Raw genomic sequence first — 25,379 nt, 5'->3', positions numbered from 1 at the left:
CTATTGATTCTGTCTAAGTACACCAACTAAACAGTTGATTATGTCACCTAATTAAGCCGTTTATCACCTAGCTTGACTCGCTTAGTGGTTAAGTCGCTGCAGATTATTTTTTTTGTATGGTTTCCGCAGCGGGGCAGTAGTATATCTAAATAATAAGCATAAAGTAGAATACATGGGCGGAATAACTCAAAAAAATGATAAAAAACTCAATATTGGTCATTTTATAAAACAAAAAGACCGCACTAGGCGGCCTTTCATTGTTATTGTAGTGCAATCTGCTCGTTAACCAGTGTTTCGCATGCCTGCCGCAATGCCTGCAATCGTCACCATTAGCGCTTCTTCGAGCTCTGCTGGTGGTGTTTCACACTTACGAGTACGGTAAAGCAGCTCCGCTTGAAGCATGTTTAGTGGCTCAACGTAGATGTTGCGAAGACGAATAGATTCTAGCCCCCAAGGGTCGCTTTGCATCAAGTTCTCGTTGTTTTCGACATTCAGCACCGCTTTAATATCTTTTTGCAGCTGCTCACGCAGTAACTCACCCAAAGGTAATAGTTCTTCGTCAACCAGACGTTGATCGTAGTACTTGGCAATCTCCATGTTGCACTTTGAGTACACCATTTCCAACATACCCAAACGCGTTGAGAAGAATGGCCACTCGCGACACATCTCTTCAAGCAGTGGTTGATGACCTTGATCGATGGAGTACTGAATTGCTTCACCTGCACCTAACCATGCTGGAAGCACCAAGCGGTTTTGGCTCCAAGAGAAGATCCATGGGATCGCACGCAGGCTTTCTACACCACCATTTGGGTTACGTTTAGCAGGGCGAGAGCCGAGTGGCAGTTTACCTAACTCCAGTTCTGGCGTCGCCTGACGGAAGTAAGGAACAAACTTCTCTTCACCACGAACCACGTTGCGATAAGCTTCACAAGAGACTTGCGATAGCACTTCCATGAGATCGCGCCACTCTTGCTTTGGCTCTGGTGGCGGCAGAAGGTTCGCTTCTAGGATCGCACTTGCGTAGAGATTGAAGCTGTTTACGGCAACATCTGGTAGGCCAAGCTTAAAGCGGATCATTTCGCCTTGTTCGGTTACACGTAGGCCGCCCTTCAAGCTCTTCGGTGGCTGAGAAAGCAGTGCCGCGTGTGCCGGAGCACCACCACGACCAACCGTACCGCCGCGACCGTGGAATAGAGTCAGCTCAATGCCTTCTCCTTCACAGACCTTAACCAGCTTGTCCATTGCGTCATACTGAGCCCAACCTGCAGACATTACGCCAGCATCTTTGGCCGAGTCAGAGTAGCCGATCATCACCATTTGATGGTTCTGGATAAAGCCACGGTACAAATCGATGCTCATTAGCTGCTTCATGACTGCTTCTGAGTTGTTCAAGTCGTCCAGCGTTTCGAACAATGGACACACGTCCATGCGGTATGGGCAACCACACTCTTGCAGCAGCAAGTGAACCGCCAGTACATCCGATGCAGTACGAGCCATTGAAATCACGTAAGCACCGAAGGCTTCGCGAGGTTGATCAGCAATGACCCTACAGGTGTCCAAAACCTCTTTAACCTGTTCAGATGGCTGCCAATCACGAGGAAGTAGTGGGCGTTTTGAGCTTAATTCATTGGTTAAGAAAGCGATCTTGTCTTGTTCGCTCCACTGGTCGTAATCACCAATGCCGAGGTAGCGAGTCAATTCTGACAATACATCGGAGTGACGAGTGCTTTCTTGACGAATATCGAGGCGGACCAAATGCACACCGAATGCTTTGAGACGGCGCAGGGTATCAAGTAGCGAGCCATCTGCGATCACGCCCATGCCACATTCGTGCAGCGATTGGTAACACGCGTAAAGCGGTGTCCAAAGTTGGTCGATGTTCTGCAGGGTCTCTTTCTTTGGCACTTCTGCGTAATGTAGCTTCGCATCCAGCACTTCGAGAGTGTTATTGAGCAGCGTGCGTAGGTTCTTTAGGATCGCACGATAGGCTTCGTGCTCATCACCTGCAAGTTCGCGAACGGCATCATTACACTTGGTCATCGATAGTTCGGTGATCAGCTCATTCACGTCACCGAGGTAAAGATCCGCCGCTTTCCAGCGGGATAAGCGCATCACTTCTTTAGTGATCGTGTGAGTGACGAATGGGTTACCATCGCGATCACCCCCCATCCAAGATGAGAAGTGTACCGGGCGAGCATCAATCGGCAGGCCTTCACCAAGGTAGCCTTTAAGACGGTCATCCATTTCACGCAGGAAATCTGGCACGGCTTCCCATAGTGAGTTCTCTACCACAGCAAAGCCCCATTTCGCTTCATCAAGCGGAGTTGGGCGCTGCTGGCGAATCACATCTGAGTGCCAACCTTGGGCGATCAGCTGCTCTAGGCGACGTTCTGTTTTGACGCGCTCTTTGTGTGATAGGTCGCTTAATTCTAATTTAGACAGGCACTCGTTGATCTTAACCAGTTTGTTGATCATGGTGCGACGAGTGATTTCTGTTGGGTGTGCTGTCAGAACGAGCTCAATGTTCAGGTCGCGAACGGCCTGAGCCGCATCTAGCTTGCTGATGTCATTCTGGTTTAATTTAGAAAATAGAGATTGCAGCACGTCAGGTTCGCAAACATGCTCCTCACAGTGGCGAGAGATGGTGTGGTATTGCTCTGCCATGTTAGTGAGGTTAAGAAATTGGTTAAATGCACGAGCAACAGGAGTAAGTTGTTCGTTTGGCAGGTTTTTGATCTCTTCAACTAAGCTATCACGATCAGCCTTGTTGCCTGCACGGGCGGATTTGGAAAGTTTACGGATCGTTTCCACTTTCTCTAAGATAACGTCACCATGTGCATCTTGGATTGTGTTACCCAGCAAGCGTCCCAGCATGCTTACGTTACTCTTGAGAGCGGCGTATTTCTCGTTCATTGTCATCCTGCCTCGTAAAAAATTACATCCATTGTTCCTTGTTAGGTACACAATCTAGCGAAAACTGCTGTATCTAGTCAAATAAAGCATTCTAACTTTGTCATTATTAGTTTTGTGAAACACAGGATAAGTGAATTTCCCAATGCTATTGGGTGAGGTGAAATTTAATTACAAAATACAGGCTATATCAGGGATTGCCGGATAAAAGCCACCTTGTCGGGTGGCTTAATATGTAGTTTTAAGTCAGTAAACGTGAACTAAAAACAATATTTATGGATTGATTTACTCAGTACATTAATCGTTGGGTTAATGAAATCGAAGCTTAAGAACTCATCCGGTTGGTGGGCTTGGTCGATTGAGCCCGGACCCAGCACCAAGGTTGGACACAGTTCTTGAAGGAATGGAGCTTCAGTACAGTAGTTCACGGTTTGTGACTCGGTCTCACATACCGATTCCATGCCTCCAATAAATGGATGGTCGTGTTGACACTCGTAGCCCGGAATAGGCTCGTGTAGCGGTGTGATTTCAATTCTGCCCGGCCATTTTGCTTCGACTTCTTTGAGTGCACTACGCAGCATGTTGTCCAAGCCATCTAAGCTTATACCCGGCAAAGGACGCACGTCATAGTGCAGTTCACAACAGCCACAGATACGGTTGGCGCTGTCGCCACCGTGGATATGTCCCAAGTTTAGGGTTGGGCTTGGAATCGCAAACCCCGGGTGATGGTATTCTTTGATGAGCTTGTCACGCAGTTGCATGAGGGCAAACAGCACTTCATGCATGATCTCGATGGCATTAACGCCTAATGCAGGATCTGAAGAGTGACCGGATTTACCCGTGACGCGCACCGCGTTAGCCACGTGACCTTTATGACCACGAACCGGCACTAGGCTGGTCGGCTCACCTATGATGCAGTAATCCGGTTTAAATGGTGCATTCTCAGTGAAGTGGCGTGCACCTAGCATGGTGGTCTCTTCGTCGCAGGTTGCTAGAACATAAAGCGGCTTAGTCTGCTTGCTCCAATCCATTTTTTTGGCCGCTTCATAAACGAACGCGAAAAAACCTTTCATATCGGCCGTTCCCAAGCCGTAGAAGCGATTATTGTGCTCTGTCAGTGCATGAGGGTCGAAGTTCCAACGTCCTTCATCAAAGGGCACGGTGTCGCTATGCCCTGCGAGTAACAAACCACCTTCACCTGTCCCCATCTTCGCGATCATATTGTGCTTGCCAGGTTCGACTTCCACGACTTCAACGCTAAAGCCTAAGTCTTTAAACCATTGAACCATCTTTTCGATCACTTTCTCGTTGCCATGATCCCAGCTAGGGTCGGTTGAGCTGATAGAGTCGGTGGAAATTAGGCCCTTATAGACCTCAAGAAAACTCGGTAATTGCATAATAACTTCACTTCTACTATTGACAGGAAAACCATAAGTCGGTAAAACACATATTAAATCATATTTAATGCATAACAAATCAAATAAAGCTAAAAATTAAGTATGAATAGTCAAATTTGAAATGTAACTTACCTCAGGAATGGATGTGTTGAGATGTTGAAAACCACGATCATTGGCGCAAGCGGCTATACAGGGGCTGAATTGGCTCTCATGATAAACAAACACCCAGAGCTCACGCTATCAGGTTTATATGTTTCAGCCAATAGTGTCGACGCAGGTAAACCGATTGCCGCGCTGCATGGCAAGCTAGCTGGCTTGATTGATATGCCGGTGCAACCGCTAATAAATCCAGAAGAAGTGGCGAAACAGTCTGATGTGATTTTTCTAGCAACAGCACACGAGGTCAGCCATGATCTTGCGCCAATCTTTCTTGAGAACTGTTGCCAAGTGTTCGACCTATCGGGTGCATTTCGAGTTAAGGGTGAAAACTTCTATCAAGAATTCTACGGTTTTGAGCATCAACACGAACAATGGCTAGATAAGGCCGCTTACGGTTTAGCCGAGTGGAATGAGCAAGACATCAAACAAGCTCAATTGGTCGCTGTCGCGGGGTGTTACCCAACTGCATCACAACTGGCGATTAAGCCTTTAGTTGAAGCACAGTTACTTGATGACAATCAATGGCCAGTGATCAACGCAACCAGTGGTGTCACGGGGGCCGGTCGTAAAGCGACGATGGTCAACAGCTTTTGTGAGGTGAGCTTACAGGCTTATGGTGTCTTTAATCACCGTCATCAACCGGAAATCGCGGCACACTTAGGCTGTGATGTGATTTTCACGCCGCACCTTGGCAACTTTAAGCGTGGCATTTTGGCGACCATCACAATGAAGCTGGCTGACGGCGTAACAGAACAACAGATACAAGACGCCTTTGAGCAAGCTTATCAAGGCAAGCCAGCCGTGAGACTACTCAAAGAGACACTGCCAAGAATTCAGGATGTCGAACAGACACCTTTCTGCGATTTAGGTTGGAAGGTTCAAGGTCAGCACATCATTGTTGTTTCAGCGATTGATAACTTATTAAAGGGTGCATCTAGCCAAGCGATGCAGTGTTTAAACGTACGCTATGGTTTTGCACCATTAACTGCGTTAGTGTAGGGGAGCGAGAAATGAGCCTTAATAATCAACCATTAATCATCAAGTTAGGCGGCGCTGCGCTATCGTGTCAAGACACGCTGAGTCAACTATTTGGTGCGATTTCAACGTATCAGCAACAGGTACAACGCCCAATCGTGATTGTTCACGGTGGCGGGTACTTGGTTGATGATTTGATGAATAAGTTGAACCTCGAAACGGTTAAGAAAGACGGACTACGTGTTACTCCATACGATCAGATCCCAGTGATCGCTGGCGCACTTGCGGGTACGGCCAACAAATTACTGCAAGGTCAGGCGATTAAAAGCGGTCTCAACGCGGTTGGTTTGAGCCTGGCGGACGGTGGCTTGTGTAAAGTGAGTGAACTCAACCCTGAACTGGGTGCAGTGGGCAAAGCGGAGCCGGGTAATTCCAACGTTCTGCAAGCGATTCTCAATACTGGCGCAGTGCCAATCATCAGCTCGATTGGCTTAACGGCGCAAGGTCAACTTATGAACGTCAATGCTGACCAAGCCGCGGTGGCTGTGGCAGGCGCGCTGGACGCTGAACTGGTGCTGCTCTCTGATGTGAGCGGTGTGTTGGATGGCAAAGGTCATCTCATTCCAAGTCTTAATCAACAACAAGCTGATGATCTTATCGCTGGTCAAGTGATTACCGACGGTATGATCGTTAAGGTTCAAGCCGCACTCGAAGCCGCCAATGATCTCGGTCGACCAATCGAAGTAGCGACTTGGCGATACCCAGAAAAGCTGACACAACTTTTTGCCGGTAAAAGCATAGGAACACAGTTTTTACCTCAGTAGGGCTCACCATGAGTCACTGCTTAAAGAATTTAGACAAACAAATTTAGCATCACTATTTTTAGCAAATACATAATTAATGTCATTTCCAACGCTGACCGCCATGTGCAGTATGGAAACTAGGAGAAAGAAAATGAGCAAAGTTAACGTAAAGAAAGTTGTAGTAGCCTACTCTGGCGGTCTAGACACATCAGTGATCATTCCATGGTTGAAAGAGAACTACGACTGTGAAGTGGTTGCGTTTGTTGCGGATGTGGGCCAAGGCGACGAAGAGCTGATCGGTATCGAAGAGAAAGCAAAAGCGTCTGGTGCATCGGAATGTTACATCGCCGACCTTAAAGAAGAGATGGTGGCTGACTACATCTACCCAACGCTAAAAACGGGCGCTTACTACGAAGGTAAATACCTACTGGGTACGTCGATGGCGCGTCCAATCATTGCGAAAGCACAAGTAGAAGTCGCACGTAAAGTTGGCGCAGATGCTCTATGTCACGGCTGTACAGGTAAAGGCAATGACCAAGTTCGTTTTGAAGGCGCATTTGCAGCGCTTGCACCAGACCTACACGTCATTGCACCATGGCGTGAGTGGGATCTAGTGAGCCGTGAAGAGTGTTTAGATTACCTAGCAGAGCGTAACATTCCTTGTACTGCTTCTCTTACTAAGATTTACTCGCGTGACGCAAACGCATGGCACATCTCTACAGAAGGTGGTGTTCTAGAAGATACGTGGAATGCGCCTAACGAAGATTGCTGGGCTTGGACTGTAGACCCAGAGCAAGCACCAAACGAATCTGAAACAGTAACGCTTAAAGTTGAAAAAGGCGAAGTGGTAGCGGTTGATGGTGAAATAATGACGCCATACAACGCACTGGTTTACCTCAATGAGAAGGGTGCTAAGCACGGTGTTGGTCGTATCGATATCGTAGAGAACCGTCTTGTTGGTATGAAGTCTCGTGGTTGTTACGAAACTCCGGGTGGCACAATCATGATGGAAGCACTGCGTGCAGTAGAGCAGCTGGTTCTAGATAAAGCTGCATTCGAATTCCGTGAAGAGCTAGGTGTTAAAGCTTCTCACCTTGTGTACGATGGTCGTTGGTTCACTCCGCTATGTAAGTCAATCCTTGCAGCGACAGAAGAACTAGCACAAGACGTGAATGGTGAAGTGGTTATCAAGCTTTACAAAGGTCATGCAACGGTAACTCAGAAGCGTTCTGACAACAGCCTATACTCTGAAGAGTTTGCTACTTTTGGTGAAGATGAGGTTTACGACCAAAGCCACGCTGAAGGCTTCATCCGCCTTTACTCACTATCAAGCCGTATCCGTGCGCTAAATAGCCAAAAGTAATCCTAACAATGAGTTAGTGAGCTAGCCTTTGATGAAAAATTGAAGGTCAGTAAACAGACATTATTATGCAAAGCCCATTTACTCTTGATGATTGAATGGGCTTTTTGCTTTCTGAATGCTAAATAAATCCGTTTCGGTTTTTACTATTGAATGGCATATAATTGGTGCCCTATGCGATAAAGAATCCATGGATGGCTCTATTGGTGAATAAATATGTGAAAATAATGAATTAATACTTTATTTTTATTTTGAATTGCCGTAAGTTTAAACCATCAGAAAAATACTGAATCTTAATCAGAATTATCATTTGCAAAAACAGTGAGCACTGTGCAATTAGGAGATACACAATGGCATTATGGGGCGGTAGATTTACCCAAGCAGCAGACACCCGGTTCAAAGATTTTAACGACTCTCTTCGTTTTGATTACCGATTGGCTGAGCAAGACATTGTGGGCTCAATTGCCTGGTCTAAAGCTTTACTGTCGGTCAACGTATTAACAGAAGAAGAGCAACAGAAGCTTGAGTTAGCGCTGAATGAGCTAAAACTTGAGGTGATGGAAGATCCTGAACAGATTCTACGTTCTGATGCAGAAGATATTCACAGCTGGGTTGAGCAACAACTTATTGGCAAAGTCGGTGACTTGGGCAAAAAGCTTCATACTGGCCGTTCTCGTAATGATCAAGTGGCGACCGACCTGAAACTATGGTGTCGTCAGCAAGGTAACCAACTGCTATTGGCATTGGATCGCCTACAGAGCCAAATGGTCAACGTTGCTTCTCAGCATCAAGAAACCGTGCTTCCTGGCTACACTCACTTACAACGTGCTCAGCCGGTAACTTTTGCTCACTGGTGCTTGGCTTACGTTGAAATGCTTGAGCGTGATTATTCTCGTTTGAATGATGCGATTAAGCGTTTAGATACATGTCCGCTGGGTTCTGGTGCCCTTGCAGGAACCGCTTACCCGATGGACCGTGAAGAGTTAGCTCACAACTTAGGTTTCCGTCGTGCAACGCGTAACTCTCTAGATTCAGTATCTGACCGTGACCATGTGATGGAGCTGATGTCGATCGCTTCTATCTCTATGCTTCACCTTTCGCGTCTTGCAGAAGATATGATTTTCTACAACTCTGGTGAATCAAACTTCATCGAGTTAGCGGATACCGTGACGTCAGGCTCGTCTCTGATGCCACAAAAGAAAAACCCTGATGCGCTAGAGCTTATTCGTGGCAAAACTGGCCGTGTTTACGGTTCATTAGCAGCAATGATGATGACAGTAAAAGCTCTGCCTTTGGCCTACAACAAAGACATGCAAGAAGATAAAGAAGGTCTGTTCGACGCTTTAGACACTTGGAATGATTGTATGGAAATGGCTGCACTTTGTTTTGACGGCATTAAAGTGAACGGCGAACGTACACTTGAAGCAGCGAAGCAAGGTTACGCAAACTCTACAGAGCTGGCTGATTACCTAGTGGCGAAAGGCATTCCTTTCCGTGAAGCTCACCATATTGTCGGTGTAACAGTAGTGGCGGCGATTGCGAAAGGCTGCGCATTAGAAGAATTAACCATCGCAGAGATGAAAGAGTTCTCTGAGGTGATAGAAGAGGATGTGTATGACATCCTGACCATTGAATCGTGTCTTGAAAAACGTAGCGCGCTAGGCGGCGTATCTCCACAGCAAGTGGCTTACGCCGTTGACCAAGCTGAGAAACGTTTATCACAGCGTGATACTTCCATCGTCAAGGTTCGTCCTGCTCGTCTGACCGATATTGAAGCATTGGAAGGTATGGTCGCTTACTGGGCGAATATGGGTGAAAACCTGCCTCGTTCTCGTAATGAACTGGTGCGTGATATTGGCTCGTTTGCGGTCGCAGAACATCATGGTGAAGTGACAGGTTGTGCATCGCTCTATGTGTATGACTCTGGCTTAGCGGAAATACGTTCGCTGGGCGTTGAAGCCGGTTGGCAAGGCCAAGGGCAGGGAACCGCGATTGTTCAGCACTTGGTTGAGAAAGCACGCCAAATGGCTATCAAGAAGGTGTTTGTACTGACTCGTACGCCTGAGTTCTTTATGAAGCATGACTTCTTACCAACATCGAAATCTCTGCTACCTGAGAAGGTACTGAAAGATTGCGACCAGTGTCCTCGTCAACATGCGTGTGATGAAGTTGCTTTGGAAGTGAACTTGGTCGAGCAGATTATCGCTAAAGTAAATGTTGCATAAGGCATTGATTTTATAGTCCCTAAAAAAAAGATCAAAAATCTGACCTTTTTGGGGAACAAATTAAGAAAAGCCTGGTCTATTAAAGTACCACTGCTTTTTCTTAGAATTTTCTAAGAAAGCCCTAGAATCGATTGGTTCTGGGGCTTTTTTCTATCAGCTGTTTGGCAAATAATCATAGCTCGATAATTACGATGAACGCTTGATGTATTGAACCATTCTCGCTTATCCAACAAACTCCCCAGCTAACGCTTTTTATTCCTTAAAGGCAGCACCACAAACTTCATTACCCAATGCAGCGATAGCAAGCCACTGAACGCGAAAGCCGCCATCATTAAAGCGATGGCATTGATGCTCTTCGGATCTTCTCGGAAAAATAACCACCATGCTCCCCAACTCAAGATCGACAGCACCATGAGCTGATTCATACACCGTTGGCAGCGACCGAGTTTGTTGAAGATTTTTTCATTTTTATTGCAATGAAGACATGTCATCTTGGGCTTGATTCGCGTTATGCTTATTGCCCTGATAATACCACGTCACAAGATGTTGGATCACGGTGACACAGAGAGAGAAGATCGATGATTGAGCGCCAAGAAACCAAGCAACGCATGAGCCGTATTGTTAAACACAACGGTACTATCTACCTATGTGGCCAAGTGTGTGCTGATGCAACGAAAGACATCACTGAACAAACTCAGACCATGCTAGATAAAGTAGAAGTGCTACTTGAGCAAGCAGGCAGCGACAAAGAGCACATGTTGTCAGCAACGATTTACTTGAAAGACATGAAAGACTTCCAAGAAATGAACGCAGTTTGGGATGCATGGGTACCAGAAGGTCATGCTCCAGCTCGCGCATGTGTGACTGGCGATATGGCTCGCGAAGCGCTACTTGTTGAAATCTCTGTGATTGCCGCTGAGAAGTGATGACTGGGTTAGTAAAATGCAAAAAGGAAAGCCAATGGCTTTCCTTTTTCGTTTTTTACTACTAACCGTTTAACCTAGATGCGTGATTAGCCTAGGAACGTTTCGAGCTCTTCGCTGCCACCTATGTGTTTACCACCGATGAAGACTTGAGGAACCGTTGAGCGACCAGAGATAGCACGTAAGCTTACTGTGGTTGCATCTTTACCTAGAACCACTTCTTCGTAGTTGAGACCTTTGTCGATTAGGTTTTGTTTTGCTTTCATGCAGAAAGGGCAACCAGGCTTAGTGAATACCGTAATTGACTGCTGCTCTTTGTGCTCAGGTGCAACGTAGTTAAGCATAGTGTCTGCGTCAGACACATTGAACGGGTCGCCGGGTACGTCTTCTTCGATGAACATTTTTTCTACCACGCCGTTTTTAACCAGCATGCTGTAGCGCCATGAACGTTTGCCGAAGCCGATGTCGTTTTTCTCAACTAGCATACCCATGCCGTCGGTGAAGTCACCGTTACCATCTGGGATGAATGTGATGTTTTCCGCTTCTTGGTCTGCTTTCCAAGCGTTCATAACGAAGGTGTCGTTAACGGAAACACACAGGATGTCATCCACACCATTGTCTTTGAATACTGAGTATAGTTCGTTGTAACGAGGTAGATGACTTGAAGAACACGTTGGCGTAAACGCACCTGGTAGGCTGAATACGATAACGGTTTTGTCTTTGAATAGCTCTTCAGTCGTTACGTTAACCCATGCATCACCTTGGCGTGTTGGGAATGTGACTTGAGGGATTGACTGACCTTCTTTAGATGCAAACATATTGATTTCCTTAAATAGTCTTTTTATTTTTTTTTCGATTTAGAGCTTAACGTATTTCTTTTCTCTGTTTCGTTTTGTTGAGCTCATTATTCGACAAATTCTTTGATAGCTCCAATCGTTTAATGTTATGGTTTTGATAGGCAAACTCTATCAATGGCATTTTGTTTTTAAATGCCCCAATGAACCCCTTGTTCTTCTTAAAACCAGAGGTAAGAGACTGATCGTGAACATTCGTGACTTTGAATATTTGGTGGCACTCGCAGAGCATAAACATTTTCGAAAAGCAGCAGAGGCGTGCTTTGTTAGTCAGCCTACCTTAAGTGGGCAGATACGCAAATTGGAAGATGAAATTGGACTGCAGTTAACCGAGCGCAGCCCAAGAAAGGTGATATTTACAGAATCGGGCTTACAACTGGTTGAGCAAGCAAAGCGCATCCTTCACGAGGTGAAGACCTTTAAAGATATGGCGAGCGGCCATGGTGATGCGATGACAGGGCCAATGCACATTGGTTTCATTCCAACCGTTGGTCCTTACATCTTACCTAAGATTGTCCCTCACCTTAAAGAGAGCTTCCCAGAGCTTGAGCTTTACCTGCACGAAGCTCAAACCCATCAGTTGGTGAGTCAGCTAGAAGATGGCAAGCTCGATTGCTTAGTCTTGGCGGCGGTCGATGAAACGGCAGCGTTTAAAGAGATCGATGTCTATGATGAACCACTCAGCGTTGCGGTACCTTGCGATCACGAATGGGCAGGGCAAGACTGTGTCGATATGCTGCAGCTCAATGGTCGAACGGTACTTGCACTGGGCGATGGCCATTGCTTAAGAGACCAAGCATTGGGCTTTTGTTTTGCCGCTGGTGCCAAAGATGATGAGCGCTTTAAAGCAACCAGTTTAGAGACACTGCGTAATATGGTCGCAGCAGGCGCGGGGATTACCTTGCTACCTCAATTGTCTGTACCGAAGGAAAAGCAAAAAGATGGTGTTTGCTACGTGCCTGCGGTAAACCCAACGCCTTCACGCCGAATTGTCGTGGCTTACCGACCGGGCTCTCCGTTAAAGGGGCGCTTCGAGCAATTGGCGGAGACTATCCGAACGCAGCTAGAGAAAGTGGTCTAACTGAGTTCGGCTTATCGAGGCAATATACCAATCTCAGTAAATACCTGCTCACCCTAGCTTGTTAAAACGTTCGATAACTGCGTTAGAATTTTTGATTGTAGAATAACTACTCATCGAAAAATGCTGCCTTGTTCTCAAGCTTTTTTCCTGCGCTATTTCTGATCACTTACTGACTGTGATTGGTATAAAGTTCCAACGGAAGAGATAAAAAAGGGTTGATATGCATTCATATCAACCCTTTTTTGTTTATTCAGGCTATCGGCTAGAACAGCTCTTCTCCCGCTTCATTAGATGACGTTGAATAGATATCGTCATTGAAACGGTCAGCGATGTATTCGGTTGGCTCGGTGCCTTTCTCGAAATACTCAAACATCGATGAGCTATCGAACTTGTTGGTCAGTAAACCCGTTTCACGGTCGATACGAACACGGATAATGTTTTCTGGAAGCGCTTTACGCTGTGCTGGAACACCCGCTAACGCTGTACCCATGAAATCTACCCAGGCAGGTTCTGCTGTCTTCGCGCCCGCTTCAGCGCCCGTGATCTGGTTTTTACCAAGATTCGAGTTCGCTTTAGTGCGACCTAGGTTACGGTTGTGGTTATCAAAGCCAACCCATACTGTTGCAACCATGCCAGGGCCGTAACCGCTGTACCAAGTATCTTTCGAATCATTGGTGGTACCTGTTTTGCCGCCAATGTCACGACGCTTTAACGGCTGCGCACGCCAACCTGTACCATTCCAGCCTGTACCTGCACTCCAGTCACCGCCGCCCCAGATGTTGCTGTACATCATTTCACGAACTAGGAAGGCGTTCTGCTCAGAGATCACTTGAGGAGCGTATTGTACTTCAGCATCCACATCTTGCTCTGCAAACTCGTTAGCCATTGGGTCTATATTGAGTTGCTGTTGGCAGTCTTGTTGGCACACTACTTTTGGTGTCGCTTCAAATTCAGTCTCACCAAATGGCGATTCAATACGGCTGATATAGAAAGGTTCAACGTAGTAGCCGCCGTTGGCAAAGACAGAGTAACCTTGTGCAACCTTTACTGGCGTTAAGCTGCCAGCACCTAAGGCGATGGTTTCAGAGCGCGGGACTTCGTCAATATCAAACCCAAAGCGAGTCAGGAAATTACGAGTGTCATCTAAGCCTACCTCACGCAGCACACGTACCGCCATTACGTTTTTAGATTGAGCTAAGCCAATGCGTAAACGCGTAGGGCCGACGTAGGTCGGTGGTGAGTTTTTTGGTCGCCATGCGGTACCTTGGCTCTTATCCCATTGGTTGATCGGCGCATCGTTGATCAGTGACGCTAAGGTTAGCCCTTTCTCTATCGCTGCTGAGTAAATAAATGGCTTGATCCCAGAGCCGACCTGACGAATAGATTGCGTCGCACGGTTAAATTTGTTGTGAACAAAGTTAAAGCCACCGACCATCGACAATACCGCACCGTTGTTCGGGTTCATGGCAACAAACGCGGTGTTCGCATTCGGCACTTGGCTTAGTCGCCAGATAGCTGGTGTTTCTGATTTCGCTTCTGTTAATTCTTCTGTCGCCTCTTGAGGTTCTTCTTCGCCGGTTATTGCGTCATGGCGAACCCAGATTTGTTGACCCACTGCCATAATATCTTGTGCTTGAGAAGGGGCAGGGCCTTGACGATCATCGGTTAGGAATTTGCGGGCCCAATTCATGCCTTGCCACTCGATAACACCGTTGCCTTTGTTCTTCACCCATACATCGGCGCTTTTAGCACTGACGCCAGTGACGACCGCAGGGATAAGGTCACCGTAGGTCGGCTGAGATTTAAGGTGCTTGACGATTTGTTGTTGATCCCAAGCGGTTTGCTCGGTTTGCCACAACACTTTTTCAGCGCCACGGTAGCCGTGACGCTCATCGTAGCCAAGTAGGTTCTTAATCGCGGCTTGGTTGGCTGCTTTTTGCAGCTTTGAATCAACGGTCGTGTAGACCTTCATGCCTGATGTATAAGCTTCTTCACCGTAGCGTTCCACCATCCAAGCACGTGCAACTTCTGCAACATATGGTGCGCTCAGTTCGATTTCTGCACCGTGGTATTTAGAGATAAGTTCTTCGCTACGAGCGTCATCGAACTCTGCTTGAGTGATGTATTGCTCGTCTAGCATGCGGCGCAGTACCACGTTACGACGGTGAGTGGCACGCTCAACCGAGTAGATAGGGTTCATGGTAGAAGGGGCTTTTGGCATGCCTGCCAATGTCGCAATTTCACTGAGAGTCAGTTCGGGTAAATCTTTGCCGAAATACACGCGTGCGGCTGCACCGAAACCATACGAGCGGTGACCAAGAAAAATCTTGTTCACATACAGTTCCATGATTTCTTCTTTACTCAGTAATTGCTCAATGTGAATCGCGATGAAGATCTCTTTGATCTTACGCATGATCTTTTTCTCATTCGATAAGAAGAAGTTACGCGCTAGCTGCTGAGTAATAGTACTCGCGCCTTGTTTTGCGGATCCGGACATAGCTACCACGATCGCGGCACGGGTGATGCCGATTGGATCTATGCCTGGGTGGTCGTAGAAACGGCTATCTTCGGTGGCAATCAGAGCTTCAACTAAGTGGCGAGGAATCTCGTCATAAGTGACTGGATTACGACGCTTTTCACCAAATTGAGAGATCAATTTGCCGTCTTGACTGAAGACTTGCATCGGAGTTTGCAGCTCTACATTGCGCAAAGTGGCAACGTCAGGCAGTTCGGGTTTCTGGTAATAATAAACCCCGAAAATTGTACTGACTCCAAGAATCATGCAAATCAATGTAAATATGAGTAATCGCTTTATGAACTTCACCGGATAATCCCTGATTAGTTAAGGCTGATGAGCAGCAAACCCTTGTACTCTAGGTTAAAAATTTAGCTTTCGTTTATTAACGCTTATTTAACTAATAATCACAACCCCTAGATAATCAACGAAATGCTCAGCACTTCAGGAGCTAGGTCACATGGGTTCATCATTAATTACAGGTATAGATTTAAATCACCACAATATCAAAGCTGTGGTGCTAAAACCCGTTGGGGAGTTGTATGCCCTGGTGGGATACAAAGAGCTGCCGATTTCGGACGACATTTTTACAGCTAACCATACTCTTGAGTATCAGCAGACTGTTAAGAAACTCAAAGAACTTAGGAAAAGCCTGCCTTTTGGCAGCCGTAACGTCGCCATTTCGGTACCTGATAACACTGTGATCAGCAAGGTACTGCAAATAGAGTGTGAGTTAGAAGAGCGAGAAAAAGAGTTTTCTATCTATCAAACCTTCGCTCATCAATCTCCGTTTCCTATCGAGGAGCTGAGTTTAGATTTTGTAAAGCTGGAAGACAAACGATTTGGCAAAGGATCGACAAGCAGCTATCAGGTGTACGCGACTCGCAAGGAAGTCGTGGATAGTCGAGCCGACGCTCTAACTAAGGCTGGCTTTAAACCTGTAATGGTCAATACGCAGGCGCATGGGCTGCTTAATATCTGGCAGCTCGCCGATCGCCTGTATCCAGACAAGAATCACTGGTTGCTGGTGGATATTGGGGTTGATCAAACCTCGTTAGGGGTTATCCCGCAAGGTTCCGTTCCCTTCTATAAAGACATCGCTTTTGGCACTCAAGAGCTACATGGTATCAAACACCCGAGCCATATCGAGCCGAGTTTTGGCACCTCTGAGGATAGCCATCGCTTTGTGGTCAATTTGATCGAAAAGCTCAAGCGCCAGGTGCAGCTCTATTCATCGGTCAATCCGCACCAGCCTATTTCAGGGATCTGGCTGATGGGTGAGGGGGCGAGCACGCCGATGGTGACCGAAGAGTTGGAGCGCCATTTTCAGTTGAGCTGTGAGTTATTGAACCCTTTGTCTCTGTTTGAGAACAAAGTCGCCAAGAGACGCCAGCTGCCCATCGACTGGCAGCACTTTGGCATTGCAGCGGGGATGGCAATAAGTGGACTCAAATGGCAGGGGGAGAAGCATGTTGCATCAAATTAACCTGCTGCCGTGGCGCGATGAGCTTCGCGCTCAGCACAAAAAACGTTTTATCAACCTCGTCATTCTTGGCGTGATCCTAGCGCTTACTGGGCAATGGGCGGCGGGTACCTACTTCCATCAGCAACAATCTCAGCAGCAATCTCGCCTCAATTACCTCAAACAGCACATAGAGAAGCTCGACCGTCAAATTCAATCGCTAAAGGTTGCTGAGCAAGAGCATAAAGCGATCTTGACTCGGCTGGAAGTGGTCGAGTCCTTACAGCTTGGCCGCAATAAAACCACCGACTTTATGAACCTGATGCCGAAGCTCATTCCGGAAGGGGTCTATGTCGATAAAATCAAAATGAATGGTCAGGAGATTGAACTGTCGGGGATCAGCGACAGCACGGCCCGTCTCGCGACCATGCTCGACAACTTAGAGCGTTCTGAATCGCTAACTGGAGTTGAAATGCACTCTATCGTGCATAACCGTCAGCGATTCAACAAGGAGTTCCAAACCTTCAAGGTCTCCTTTGTGTTCAGCCCTGTGTCACTAGACAATCCAATCGCTCACGACAAGGGGGGGGAATAATGGCTAGCTTTCAAGATCTGGATGTTGATGAGATCACCGATTGGCCACTGCTGCCTCAGTTGCTGGTGATCTTTGTGTTGATGGTGTTGATACAAGGACTCGGGACTTGGCTGTATGTGCTGCCATTGGATAATGAATTGCAAAAAATGAAGCAACAAGAGCAGACCTTGAAAGCGACCTTGAGGATCAAAGCCAATAAGGTGGCCGCGCTGCCCAAGCTCCAGAGCCAGTTGAATGAGTTAACCAACCGTTATGATTACCTGCTAGAGCAGCTACCGGTTCAAAAAGAGCTAGCCAGTATGTTGGCCTCGGTCAATGAGCTCGGTTTGGATAACGCGCTGACCTTTACCCGAATCGATTGGGGGGAGAAGCAGAATAAGGAGTTTCTCTATCGGCTTCCTCTCAATATCGAACTGACAGGGGACTACCACGACATTGGTGACTTCTCAGCGGCCATCGCTAAGTTGTCACGGATCATCAGCTTTGATGATGTGAAGTGGCAGCGGGTTAGCCAAGAAAGCAGCACGCTGCATTTTAGGGTTCGAGCATACACGTATCAGTTTAAGCCGGAGGTGAACAATGAAGATCAATAGAGTGTTCTACCTAAGCTTTTTGGTGCTGTTACTGGCTGGCTGCAAAGCTAATCAAGACTCACTGGAAGATTTTGTGGTGCAGGCCGAAGCGAAAGCAAAAAAAGAAGTCGAACTGCTGCTGCCGGCCTCTGAGTTTACTGCCGCCACTTACCAACGACGAGCCTTTCGTCCTCCTTTCGAGCTTCCCAAAGAGGCCATTGTGCCAAACCAACCCTTGGTGCAAAAGGACTGTTGGCAGCCAAGAGCCCGCTCTCGCAACGGTAAACTAGAAAAATACTCACTCAGTAAGCTGCGCTTGAAAGGCGTGATGGGCAGTGGGTCGAGCGTATTTGGTTTAGTGCAAACACCAAGCGGTAATGTAGTGAACGTGAAAAAAGGTCAGTTTATCGGTTTAAACAATGGCCGAGTCACTCAGGTCACCAATCAATATATTCTGATTAATGAAACCCTCCCAGATGGTTTAGGTTGCTGGCATAAGCGCAACGTTAAGCTAGCTCTGAAGTAACCCAATGTCACATGATGTGGATATGAGATGTAAATATGATTAAAGGAATAAATGAGTTCATAACCAAAGCTCTGCAAGGTCTAGCAGTACCTGTGATGTTGATGGCGAGCATGTCCAGCTATGCCCAGAGCCCACCGAATAAGCTCGAGAATATTGATTTTAGGGTGAATAAGGATAAAGACGCGGTCATTATCATTGAGCTCGCAGCCAGCACGGCAATGGTGGATGTGCAGCGTGCTCAGGAAGGGGTGAGCATCGAGCTAATCAATACTCAGGTCGATGACGACAAGGTCTATCTGTTGGACGTTAAAGACTTCGCCACCTCAGTGGAAGGGATTGAGGTCTATCAAGAGACGCCAAGTACACGACTGCTGGCGACGATCCGCGGTGACTATCAGTATCAATACGATCTCAAGGGGCGTTTTATTGAGGTGGTGATCAGTCAACCCGCCATCGATCAAGCAACAACCGAGCAAAGCATTCTAGAGCAAGAGGGTAAGCTGATATCGATTAACTTCCAAGATATCCCAGTGCGTAATGTCCTGCAGCTTATTGCCGATTATAACGATTTCAACCTCGTGGTGTCTGACTCGGTCGCGGGCAACCTAACGTTACGCTTAGATGGCGTACCGTGGCAGCAAGTTCTCGATATTATTTTGCAAGTGAAAGGGTTGGATAAGCGTGTTGATGGCAATGTCATCTTGGTCGCCCCAAAAGCAGAGCTCGACCTTCGAGAGCAACAAGCGTTAGAGAAATCGCGTTTAGAAGAGGAGTTGGGGGAGCTTAAATCGGAAATCATCAAGATCAACTTTGCCAAGGCGACCGACATTGCCGATATGATTGCCGGTGAAGGCGCGGTGAGCATGTTGTCTGAGCGTGGCTCGATCACCATTGACGAGCGAACTAATTCACTGCTTATCCGTGAGCTTGAAGAGAACATTGCGGTGATTCGTGGGATCATCGAGTCTTTGGATATCCCCGTTAAGCAGGTGCAGATAGAGGCGCGCATTGTCACCGTCACCGAAGGTAACCTAGATGAACTGGGGGTGCGTTGGGGGGTATCCTCAACCAATGGCGATTTCACCGTTGGTGGCTCGGTAGAAGGTAACCATTTATCCGCTATTAGCCCATATAACGATGATGGTGGCAGCAGTTTGATCGATGACTACCTCAACGTGAACCTAGCGGCCACATCGCCTAATGCTTCAAGTATTGCGTTTCAAGTGGCGAAACTCGGCTCAGAGACGCTGCTTGATCTCGAATTGTCTGCTTTACAACAAGAGTCGAAAGCGGAAATTATCTCCAGCCCACGCCTAATTACCACCAATAAAAAACCCGCTTATATTGAACAAGGTACAGAAATTCCATATTTAGAGTCCTCTTCGAGTGGTGCGACCTCGGTCGCATTTAAGAAAGCGGTATTGAGCCTTAAGGTGACCCCGCAGATCACACCCGATAACCGTTTGGTGCTGGACTTGAGCGTGACTCAAGATAGACCGGGACAAGTTGTAAAAACAGGAACCGGGGAAGCAGTGGCAATAGACACTCAAAGAATTGGCACTCAAGTACTTGTTAATAATGGTGAAACCGTTGTGCTTGGCGGGATATTTCAACACAGCGTGAGTAGCACTGTTGATAAAGTTCCTCTGTTGGGAGACCTGCCCGTTTTGGGGGCATTGTTCCGTCGCAGCTATGAAAATGTAGGCAAAAGTGAGCTACTTATTTTTGTCACACCCAAAGTTGTGATTCAGTAATGAACAATTAGATTAAAAATAAAGTTGCATTAGTGGCACCTAACCTTGATAATTTCGGGTCTTATCACGAATTATCTGTGAGGAATCGGTGCCACGGGCCTTTTAATTTCAGTACTTGTACTGACCTACCTTGTGGCGATGTCATTGAATTAACGTTGTAAATTACTGCTAAAAACATGGCTGAGAAACGCAATATTTTTCTTGTTGGCCCAATGGGCGCCGGCAAAAGTACAATTGGTAGACACCTAGCTTCCCAACTTCATATGGAGTTTCTAGACTCTGACACTGTGATCGAAGAGCGCACTGGCGCAGACATCGCATGGGTTTTTGATGTTGAGGGCGAAGATGGTTTCCGTAAGCGCGAAGAATCTGTAATCAACGATCTGACAGAAGAACAAGGTATTGTTCTTGCGACAGGCGGTGGTTCAGTGCTGAGCAAAGAAAACCGTAACCGTCTATCTGCACGAGGCATTGTTGTATACCTAGAGACAACAATTGAAAAGCAACTTGCTCGCACTAACCGCGACAAGAAACGCCCTCTACTTCAAACAGACAACCCGCGTGATGTGCTAGAAGATCTAGCGGTATCGCGCAACGCACTATACGAAGAAGTGGCGGACTATACAGTTCGTACTGACGATCAAAGTGCAAAAGTGGTAGCCAACCAGATCGTAAAAATGCTAGAAGAACGTTAAGTTCATTTTTTCGGAGAGCAAACCCATGGAACGGATTACGGTCAATCTAGCTGAACGTAGCTACCCAATCTCTATTGGCGCCGGGTTATTTGAAGACCCGGCGTACCTTTCCTTTTTATCTAGCAAACAGAAAGTCGTTGTTATCAGCAATGTGACAGTCGCGCCTCTGTATGCGAATGAAATTTTATCGCTACTGGATCAAGTAGGCTGTCAAACCACTCTTTTAGAGTTGCCAGACGGCGAACAGTATAAAACCCTTGAAACGTTCAATTCAGTGATGAGCTACATGCTTGAAGGAAATTACAGCCGCGATGTGGTGGTGGTTGCCTTAGGTGGTGGTGTTATTGGTGATTTGGTCGGTTTTGCTGCTGCTTGTTACCAGCGTGGTATTGATTTCATTCAAATCCCAACGACCCTTCTTTCTCAAGTGGACTCTTCTGTAGGCGGTAAAACCGCAGTAAACCATCCCCTTGGCAAGAATATGATCGGCGCTTTTTACCAACCGAAATCTGTGATCATCGATACTAACTGTTTATCAACGCTTCCTGAGCGTGAGTTTGCAGCGGGCATGGCTGAGGTAATCAAATACGGCATCATTTACGATGAAGCCTTCTTTGATTGGTTGGAACAGAATCTAGAGAAACTTTATCAACTTGATGAAGAGGCACTGATTACCGCAATTGCTCGTTGTTGTGCAATTAAGGCAGAAGTGGTGACTCTAGATGAAAAAGAGTCAGGAATCAGAGCATTATTGAACCTAGGTCATACATTTGGTCATGCGATCGAAGCAGAACTAGGCTATGGTAATTGGCTACATGGTGAAGCTGTGTCTTCAGGCACTGTAATGGCAGCGAAAACGGCGCAATTGCAGGGGCTGATCACCCAGCAGCAACTTGAGCGAATTATAGCGATACTCAAGAATGCTAAATTACCAGTCCATACACCAGAAAGCATGTCTTTTGATGATTTTATGACGCACATGATGCGTGATAAAAAAGTGTTATCTGGTCAGTTGCGTCTGGTATTACCAACAAGTATTGGTACTGCTGAAGTGGTTGTAGATGTGCCTCAAGACATCATTAAACAAGCGATTGACTTCTGCCGTACTCTTTAAATTTGGTTGTGAGGTTGCCTAGCTAAACCCTAGGCAACTGAAGCGTTTTACTGATTGACCTTGTCAGTAGGGATCCCCAATGAGTTTGGCTCATGAATTAAGAGTATTAGAGTTAGAGTCTCAAGTAGAGTTGCTAGAGCGCTTACAGCTTCTAACCAACTTTAGTTCAAACCTAGTGACCGTAGCTGGTCGAGCGGGATCTGGCCGGTCTTGGTTAGCTCAGCGTTATCTAGAAGCGTGGTCGACAGAAAAAAATCAGTGTTTACTGCTTTGCCACCCAAGCCAAGATGATCAACAACGCCGCGCGCTTATTCTTAGCCAAATTGTTTCTGACCCCTTATTCAATCAACAGGATTCTTTATCAGATAGCCTTATTCGGTTACTGGATGGAGAACCGTGCAGTGTGGTTATCGTTGTTGATGATGCCCACCGACTCTCAGAGCTATTCATCTCCGAATTATGGATATTGGTGCTGGAAGCTCAAGCAAACCCCCAATGGACGATCAACGTCGTTCTCTTCGCGGAAACTGGCCACCTAGACCCTTTATTAACGCGCCTGAGTCACGGCCAACAACACAAGCCTATCGATCTTGAAATCGATAACCTTTCGCAACCAGAGGCTGAACATTTCTTTGAATCACTGGTGATTCGATACGTTAATGATGAGTCTGAAGCTCGTGTGCGTCGTGCGTTTAAGAAAGCGCAACCTCTGCCCGGTGAGTTAATGGCTTTAGGAGAATTGAAAGTGGAAAAAAGGATTATTATTCGCTCAATCATTGGCTCGCCGATCAATATCACGATTGTGGTGGCCTTGCTGTTGGTGTTAATTGGTGGTGGCTATTGGTGGATGTTCAGTCAACCGACCCCCGATGATAAAGCGCAATCTCTTATTGTTCCTATTGAACAGACGGTAATTCCAACCATTGAGGTCGAAAGTGGTCGTCAGCAAACCGCCGTTAACCAACAAGATGGATATGAATCCGGCCAGCGTTATCAAGGCGCAGATGATGACAGTGCCTCTTTGCCGCCGGTTGTGGTGGAAGATACCGCCAGTGTCGGCGAGGCTGCGCAAGATCAGCAGCGTGTGGTGATTACTTCTGATGTGGTTGACGCCTTGCTTGATGATAAAGCTGAAAGCGTCGATACCAGTGCGATTGATACAGTCGTTGATGAGAATTCGGGGGCGGCGGTGAGCTCGAAGCCTGATGCCGCAGAAGCAGAAGCAGAAGCAGAAACAGAAGCAGAAACAGAGTCGCAGCTTTCAGTTAGTGAGGATTCAAATCTGACACAGTCAACGCCTCCAACTAAGACCATCACCTTCTCATTTGCTCGTGAAGCGCTGCAAGCCATCTCGCCACGCGCTTATACCCTGCAACTGAGTGCGATGACCTCATTGGAAGATGTGCAATCTTTTATTGAAGAGCATGAACTAGAGGATAAGGTTCGTATCTACCCAACGTATCGTAATGACACCAAGTGGTTTATCATCACTTATCAAGATTACCCAACGATTCAGGTGGCGCGAGATGCGGTAAGTACACTCTCAAAGCCACTTCAACAGTTGGAACCTTGGGCAAAATCGATGAATCAAGTGCATCGAGAGATAGAACGTGCGAAATAACCCTGAGCTTAGCCTCAAAATATGTTACATTCCGCAGCCTTATTTTTGTGTTGATAGATAGAGCAGTAAATGAAAAAGCAGCGTGCCTTTCTAAAATGGGCTGGTGGTAAATATGGCCTAGTTGAAGACATCCAACGTCACCTGCCACCTGCTCGTAAATTGGTAGAACCGTTTGTTGGTGCTGGTTCTGTGTTTTTGAACACGGACTACGAACAGTACCTGCTGGCTGACATCAACCCCGATCTTATCAACCTGTACAATCTACTTAAAACCGATCCTGAAACTTATATCACGGAAGCGAAGCGCTGGTTCTGTCCTGAGAACAATCGCAAAGAAGCCTTCTTAGATATCCGAGCTCAGTTCAACGATACTGACAATGTTATGTATCGCTCACTTGCTTTCTTGTACATGAACCGATTTGGCTTCAATGGCCTGTGTCGCTACAACAAGAAAGGCGGTTTTAACGTTCCGTTTGGTTCTTACAAAAAGCCTTACTTCCCAGAAGCCGAGCTGGAGTTTTTTGCTGAAAAAGCGAAAAAGGCCACTTTCGTGTGTGAGGGATACCATGAGACCTTTAGCCGTGCTCGTAAAGGTTGCGTGGTTTACTGCGATCCTCCGTACGCACCACTGTCAAATACCGCTAACTTTACCTCTTACGCAGGTAATGGCTTCAGCTTAGATGATCAAGCCGCACTGGCTGACGTTGCTGAAAAAGCAGCGACAGAACGTGGTATCCCTGTGTTGATTTCTAACCACGACACGACATTAACTCGTCGTTTGTATCATGGTGCGGAATTGAATGTGGTGAAGGTGAAGCGCACTATCAGCCGTAATGGCGCTGGGCGTAATAAAGTTGATGAGTTACTGGCACTTTTCCATAAAGAGAAAAACCAGCAACACCCATCAGCGGAATAGTTCTGGTCAGAATCACCTCCAAACTCATTAAATTGAGTGACCAACGGATACTTTCTTAAACTAATCTTTCGAACTGCTAGGATCTGCTTAGGTGCTTAGGTAGAATTGCACACCAAATAGTCTTGGGCTTGAGTCTTGTATTTGTGTATGAGAGAGCACCAAGACGGTGACATTCGCAATTTACTCACTCTTAAGAGGTTTGGTATGAAAGATTTTCTAATCGCTCCATCGATTTTGTCTGCAGATTTTGCTCGTCTTGGTGAAGACGTAGAAAAAGTACTCGCAGCGGGTGCTGATGTTGTGCACTTCGATGTGATGGACAACCACTACGTACCTAACCTGACTTTTGGCGCACCTATCTGTAAAGCGCTGCGCGACTACGGCATTACTGCTCCTATCGATGTTCACCTAATGGTTAAGCCAGTCGACAGCATCGTGCCTGAGTTTGCAAAAGCGGGTGCTTCAATGATTACCTTCCACGTTGAAGCATCAGAGCACATCGATCGCACTCTACAACTGATCAAAGAGCACGGCTGTAAAGCGGGCGTGGTTCTAAACCCAGCAACACCACTCTCTTGCCTAGATTACATCATGGATAAAGTAGACATGATTCTATTGATGTCTGTGAACCCAGGTTTCGGCGGCCAATCTTTCATTCCTCACACGCTCGATAAGCTCCGTGCTGTTCGTAAGTTGATTGACGAATCAGGTCGTGATATTCGCCTAGAAATCGACGGTGGTGTAAAGGTTGATAATATTCGTGAAATCGCAGAAGCGGGTGCAGATATGTTCGTTGCTGGCTCAGCTATCTTCAATCAACCAGATTACAAAGAAGTGATTGATGAGATGCGTGCCGAGCTTGCAAAAGTAAACGCATAAAAGTAGAACTAGGGTCAGTTGACCCAAAATCAAAAAATTTAGAT

General features: G+C 46.7%; 21 protein-coding genes and 1 pseudogene. 16 read left to right on the top strand and 6 right to left on the bottom strand.

What is annotated here, in order from left to right; genetic code table 11:
- Window positions 1-282: 282 nt before the first annotated feature.
- Both ppc and argE read right to left on the bottom strand, forming a co-directional pair.
- Complete coding sequence (gene ppc, locus Q1A70_RS04270) at window positions 283-2,919, bottom strand: phosphoenolpyruvate carboxylase (protein WP_299687245.1); 2,637 nt, start codon at window positions 2,917-2,919, stop codon at window positions 283-285.
- Between the two features lie 251 nt (window positions 2,920-3,170).
- Window positions 3,171-4,307 (bottom strand): acetylornithine deacetylase, encoded by a 1,137-nt coding sequence (gene argE, locus Q1A70_RS04265; protein WP_299687247.1) that lies wholly within the window; start codon window positions 4,305-4,307, stop codon window positions 3,171-3,173.
- Window positions 4,308-4,460: 153 nt separating this feature from the next.
- On the opposite strand from argE, the gene argC reads away from it, so the two are divergent.
- The 4 genes from argC to argH all read left to right on the top strand — a co-directional run bounded on the left by argC (window position 4,461) and on the right by argH (window position 9,829).
- The gene (gene argC, locus Q1A70_RS04260; RefSeq protein ID WP_299687249.1) at window positions 4,461-5,465 is read left to right on the top strand and encodes an N-acetyl-gamma-glutamyl-phosphate reductase; all 1,005 of its coding nucleotides are present in this window, start codon (window positions 4,461-4,463) and stop codon (window positions 5,463-5,465) included.
- An 11-nt stretch (window positions 5,466-5,476) separates the two neighbouring features.
- Window positions 5,477-6,265 carry an acetylglutamate kinase gene (argB, locus tag Q1A70_RS04255; RefSeq protein WP_299687251.1) on the top strand — a complete coding sequence of 263 codons (789 nt, stop codon included), beginning with the start codon at window positions 5,477-5,479 and terminating at the stop codon, window positions 6,263-6,265.
- A gap of 130 nt (window positions 6,266-6,395) precedes the next feature.
- Window positions 6,396-7,607 (top strand): argininosuccinate synthase, encoded by a 1,212-nt coding sequence (locus Q1A70_RS04250; RefSeq protein WP_299687253.1) that lies wholly within the window; start codon window positions 6,396-6,398, stop codon window positions 7,605-7,607.
- Window positions 7,608-7,954: 347 nt separating this feature from the next.
- Window positions 7,955-9,829: an argininosuccinate lyase gene (argH, locus tag Q1A70_RS04245; protein ID WP_017061136.1), complete on the top strand. Its 1,875-nt coding sequence runs from the start codon at window positions 7,955-7,957 to the stop codon at window positions 9,827-9,829.
- Between the two features lie 242 nt (window positions 9,830-10,071).
- Here the strand turns inward: argH and Q1A70_RS04240 are convergent, their stop codons facing one another.
- Window positions 10,072-10,320 carry a DUF3624 domain-containing protein gene (locus tag Q1A70_RS04240; protein WP_299687258.1) on the bottom strand — a complete coding sequence of 83 codons (249 nt, stop codon included), beginning with the start codon at window positions 10,318-10,320 and terminating at the stop codon, window positions 10,072-10,074.
- 87 nt (window positions 10,321-10,407) lie between these two features.
- On the opposite strand from Q1A70_RS04240, the gene Q1A70_RS04235 reads away from it, so the two are divergent.
- Window positions 10,408-10,755, top strand: coding sequence for a RidA family protein (locus tag Q1A70_RS04235; RefSeq protein ID WP_076656781.1), 348 nt, complete (start codon window positions 10,408-10,410; stop codon window positions 10,753-10,755).
- A gap of 86 nt (window positions 10,756-10,841) precedes the next feature.
- Here Q1A70_RS04235 and Q1A70_RS04230 read toward each other — a convergent pair whose 3' ends face one another.
- Window positions 10,842-11,570 carry a glutathione peroxidase gene (locus tag Q1A70_RS04230; protein WP_299687292.1) on the bottom strand — a complete coding sequence of 243 codons (729 nt, stop codon included), beginning with the start codon at window positions 11,568-11,570 and terminating at the stop codon, window positions 10,842-10,844.
- Between the two features lie 46 nt (window positions 11,571-11,616).
- Window positions 11,617-11,801 (bottom strand): annotated as a pseudogene (locus Q1A70_RS04225) (hypothetical protein).
- Between Q1A70_RS04225 and oxyR the strand changes: the two are divergent.
- A complete protein-coding gene (gene oxyR / locus Q1A70_RS04220; RefSeq protein ID WP_299687294.1) occupies window positions 11,794-12,687 on the top strand; it encodes a DNA-binding transcriptional regulator OxyR in 894 nt (297 codons plus the stop codon). The pseudogene Q1A70_RS04225 and the gene oxyR overlap by 8 nt on opposite strands.
- Before the next feature lie 262 nt (window positions 12,688-12,949).
- Here oxyR and Q1A70_RS04215 read toward each other — a convergent pair whose 3' ends face one another.
- A complete protein-coding gene (locus Q1A70_RS04215) occupies window positions 12,950-15,511 on the bottom strand; it encodes a PBP1A family penicillin-binding protein (RefSeq protein WP_299687296.1) in 2,562 nt (853 codons plus the stop codon).
- Between the two features lie 151 nt (window positions 15,512-15,662).
- On the opposite strand from Q1A70_RS04215, the gene pilM reads away from it, so the two are divergent.
- The 10 genes from pilM to rpe all read left to right on the top strand — a co-directional run bounded on the left by pilM (window position 15,663) and on the right by rpe (window position 25,335).
- Entirely contained in the window at window positions 15,663-16,688 is a 1,026-nt protein-coding gene (gene pilM / locus Q1A70_RS04210; RefSeq protein WP_299687298.1) for a type IV pilus assembly protein PilM, read from the top strand.
- Window positions 16,672-17,259, top strand: coding sequence for a PilN domain-containing protein (locus Q1A70_RS04205; RefSeq protein ID WP_299687300.1), 588 nt, complete (start codon window positions 16,672-16,674; stop codon window positions 17,257-17,259). The genes pilM and Q1A70_RS04205 overlap by 17 nt, the downstream gene beginning before the upstream one ends.
- A complete protein-coding gene (pilO, locus tag Q1A70_RS04200) occupies window positions 17,259-17,852 on the top strand; it encodes a type 4a pilus biogenesis protein PilO (protein WP_299687302.1) in 594 nt (197 codons plus the stop codon). Before Q1A70_RS04205 ends, pilO begins: the two co-directional genes overlap by 1 nt.
- A complete protein-coding gene (locus Q1A70_RS04195; protein WP_299687304.1) occupies window positions 17,839-18,357 on the top strand; it encodes a pilus assembly protein PilP in 519 nt (172 codons plus the stop codon). The genes pilO and Q1A70_RS04195 overlap by 14 nt, the downstream gene beginning before the upstream one ends.
- 35 nt (window positions 18,358-18,392) lie before the next feature.
- Window positions 18,393-20,111: a type IV pilus secretin PilQ family protein gene (locus Q1A70_RS04190; RefSeq protein WP_299687305.1), complete on the top strand. Its 1,719-nt coding sequence runs from the start codon at window positions 18,393-18,395 to the stop codon at window positions 20,109-20,111.
- 176 nt (window positions 20,112-20,287) lie between these two features.
- On the top strand, window positions 20,288-20,806 hold the full coding sequence (gene aroK, locus Q1A70_RS04185; RefSeq protein WP_009848907.1) for a shikimate kinase AroK: 519 nt from the start codon (window positions 20,288-20,290) through the stop codon (window positions 20,804-20,806).
- Between the two features lie 25 nt (window positions 20,807-20,831).
- Entirely contained in the window at window positions 20,832-21,920 is a 1,089-nt protein-coding gene (gene aroB / locus Q1A70_RS04180; protein WP_299687308.1) for a 3-dehydroquinate synthase, read from the top strand.
- A 79-nt stretch (window positions 21,921-21,999) separates the two neighbouring features.
- Window positions 22,000-23,541, top strand: a complete 1,542-nt coding sequence (locus Q1A70_RS04175; RefSeq protein WP_299687310.1) for an AAA family ATPase — start codon at window positions 22,000-22,002, stop codon at window positions 23,539-23,541.
- A 69-nt stretch (window positions 23,542-23,610) separates the two neighbouring features.
- Window positions 23,611-24,456, top strand: a complete 846-nt coding sequence (locus tag Q1A70_RS04170; protein WP_299687312.1) for a Dam family site-specific DNA-(adenine-N6)-methyltransferase — start codon at window positions 23,611-23,613, stop codon at window positions 24,454-24,456.
- Window positions 24,457-24,660: 204 nt separating this feature from the next.
- Window positions 24,661-25,335 (top strand): ribulose-phosphate 3-epimerase, encoded by a 675-nt coding sequence (rpe, locus tag Q1A70_RS04165; protein WP_017068835.1) that lies wholly within the window; start codon window positions 24,661-24,663, stop codon window positions 25,333-25,335.
- The last annotated feature ends 44 nt before the right edge of the window (window positions 25,336-25,379 follow it).

It is taken from the genome of uncultured Vibrio sp. (genome assembly GCF_947488985.1).
In the GTDB taxonomy this organism is placed as follows: Bacteria; Pseudomonadota; Gammaproteobacteria; order Enterobacterales; family Vibrionaceae; genus Vibrio.
This window is presented reverse-complemented; position numbering and strand designations above follow the sequence as displayed.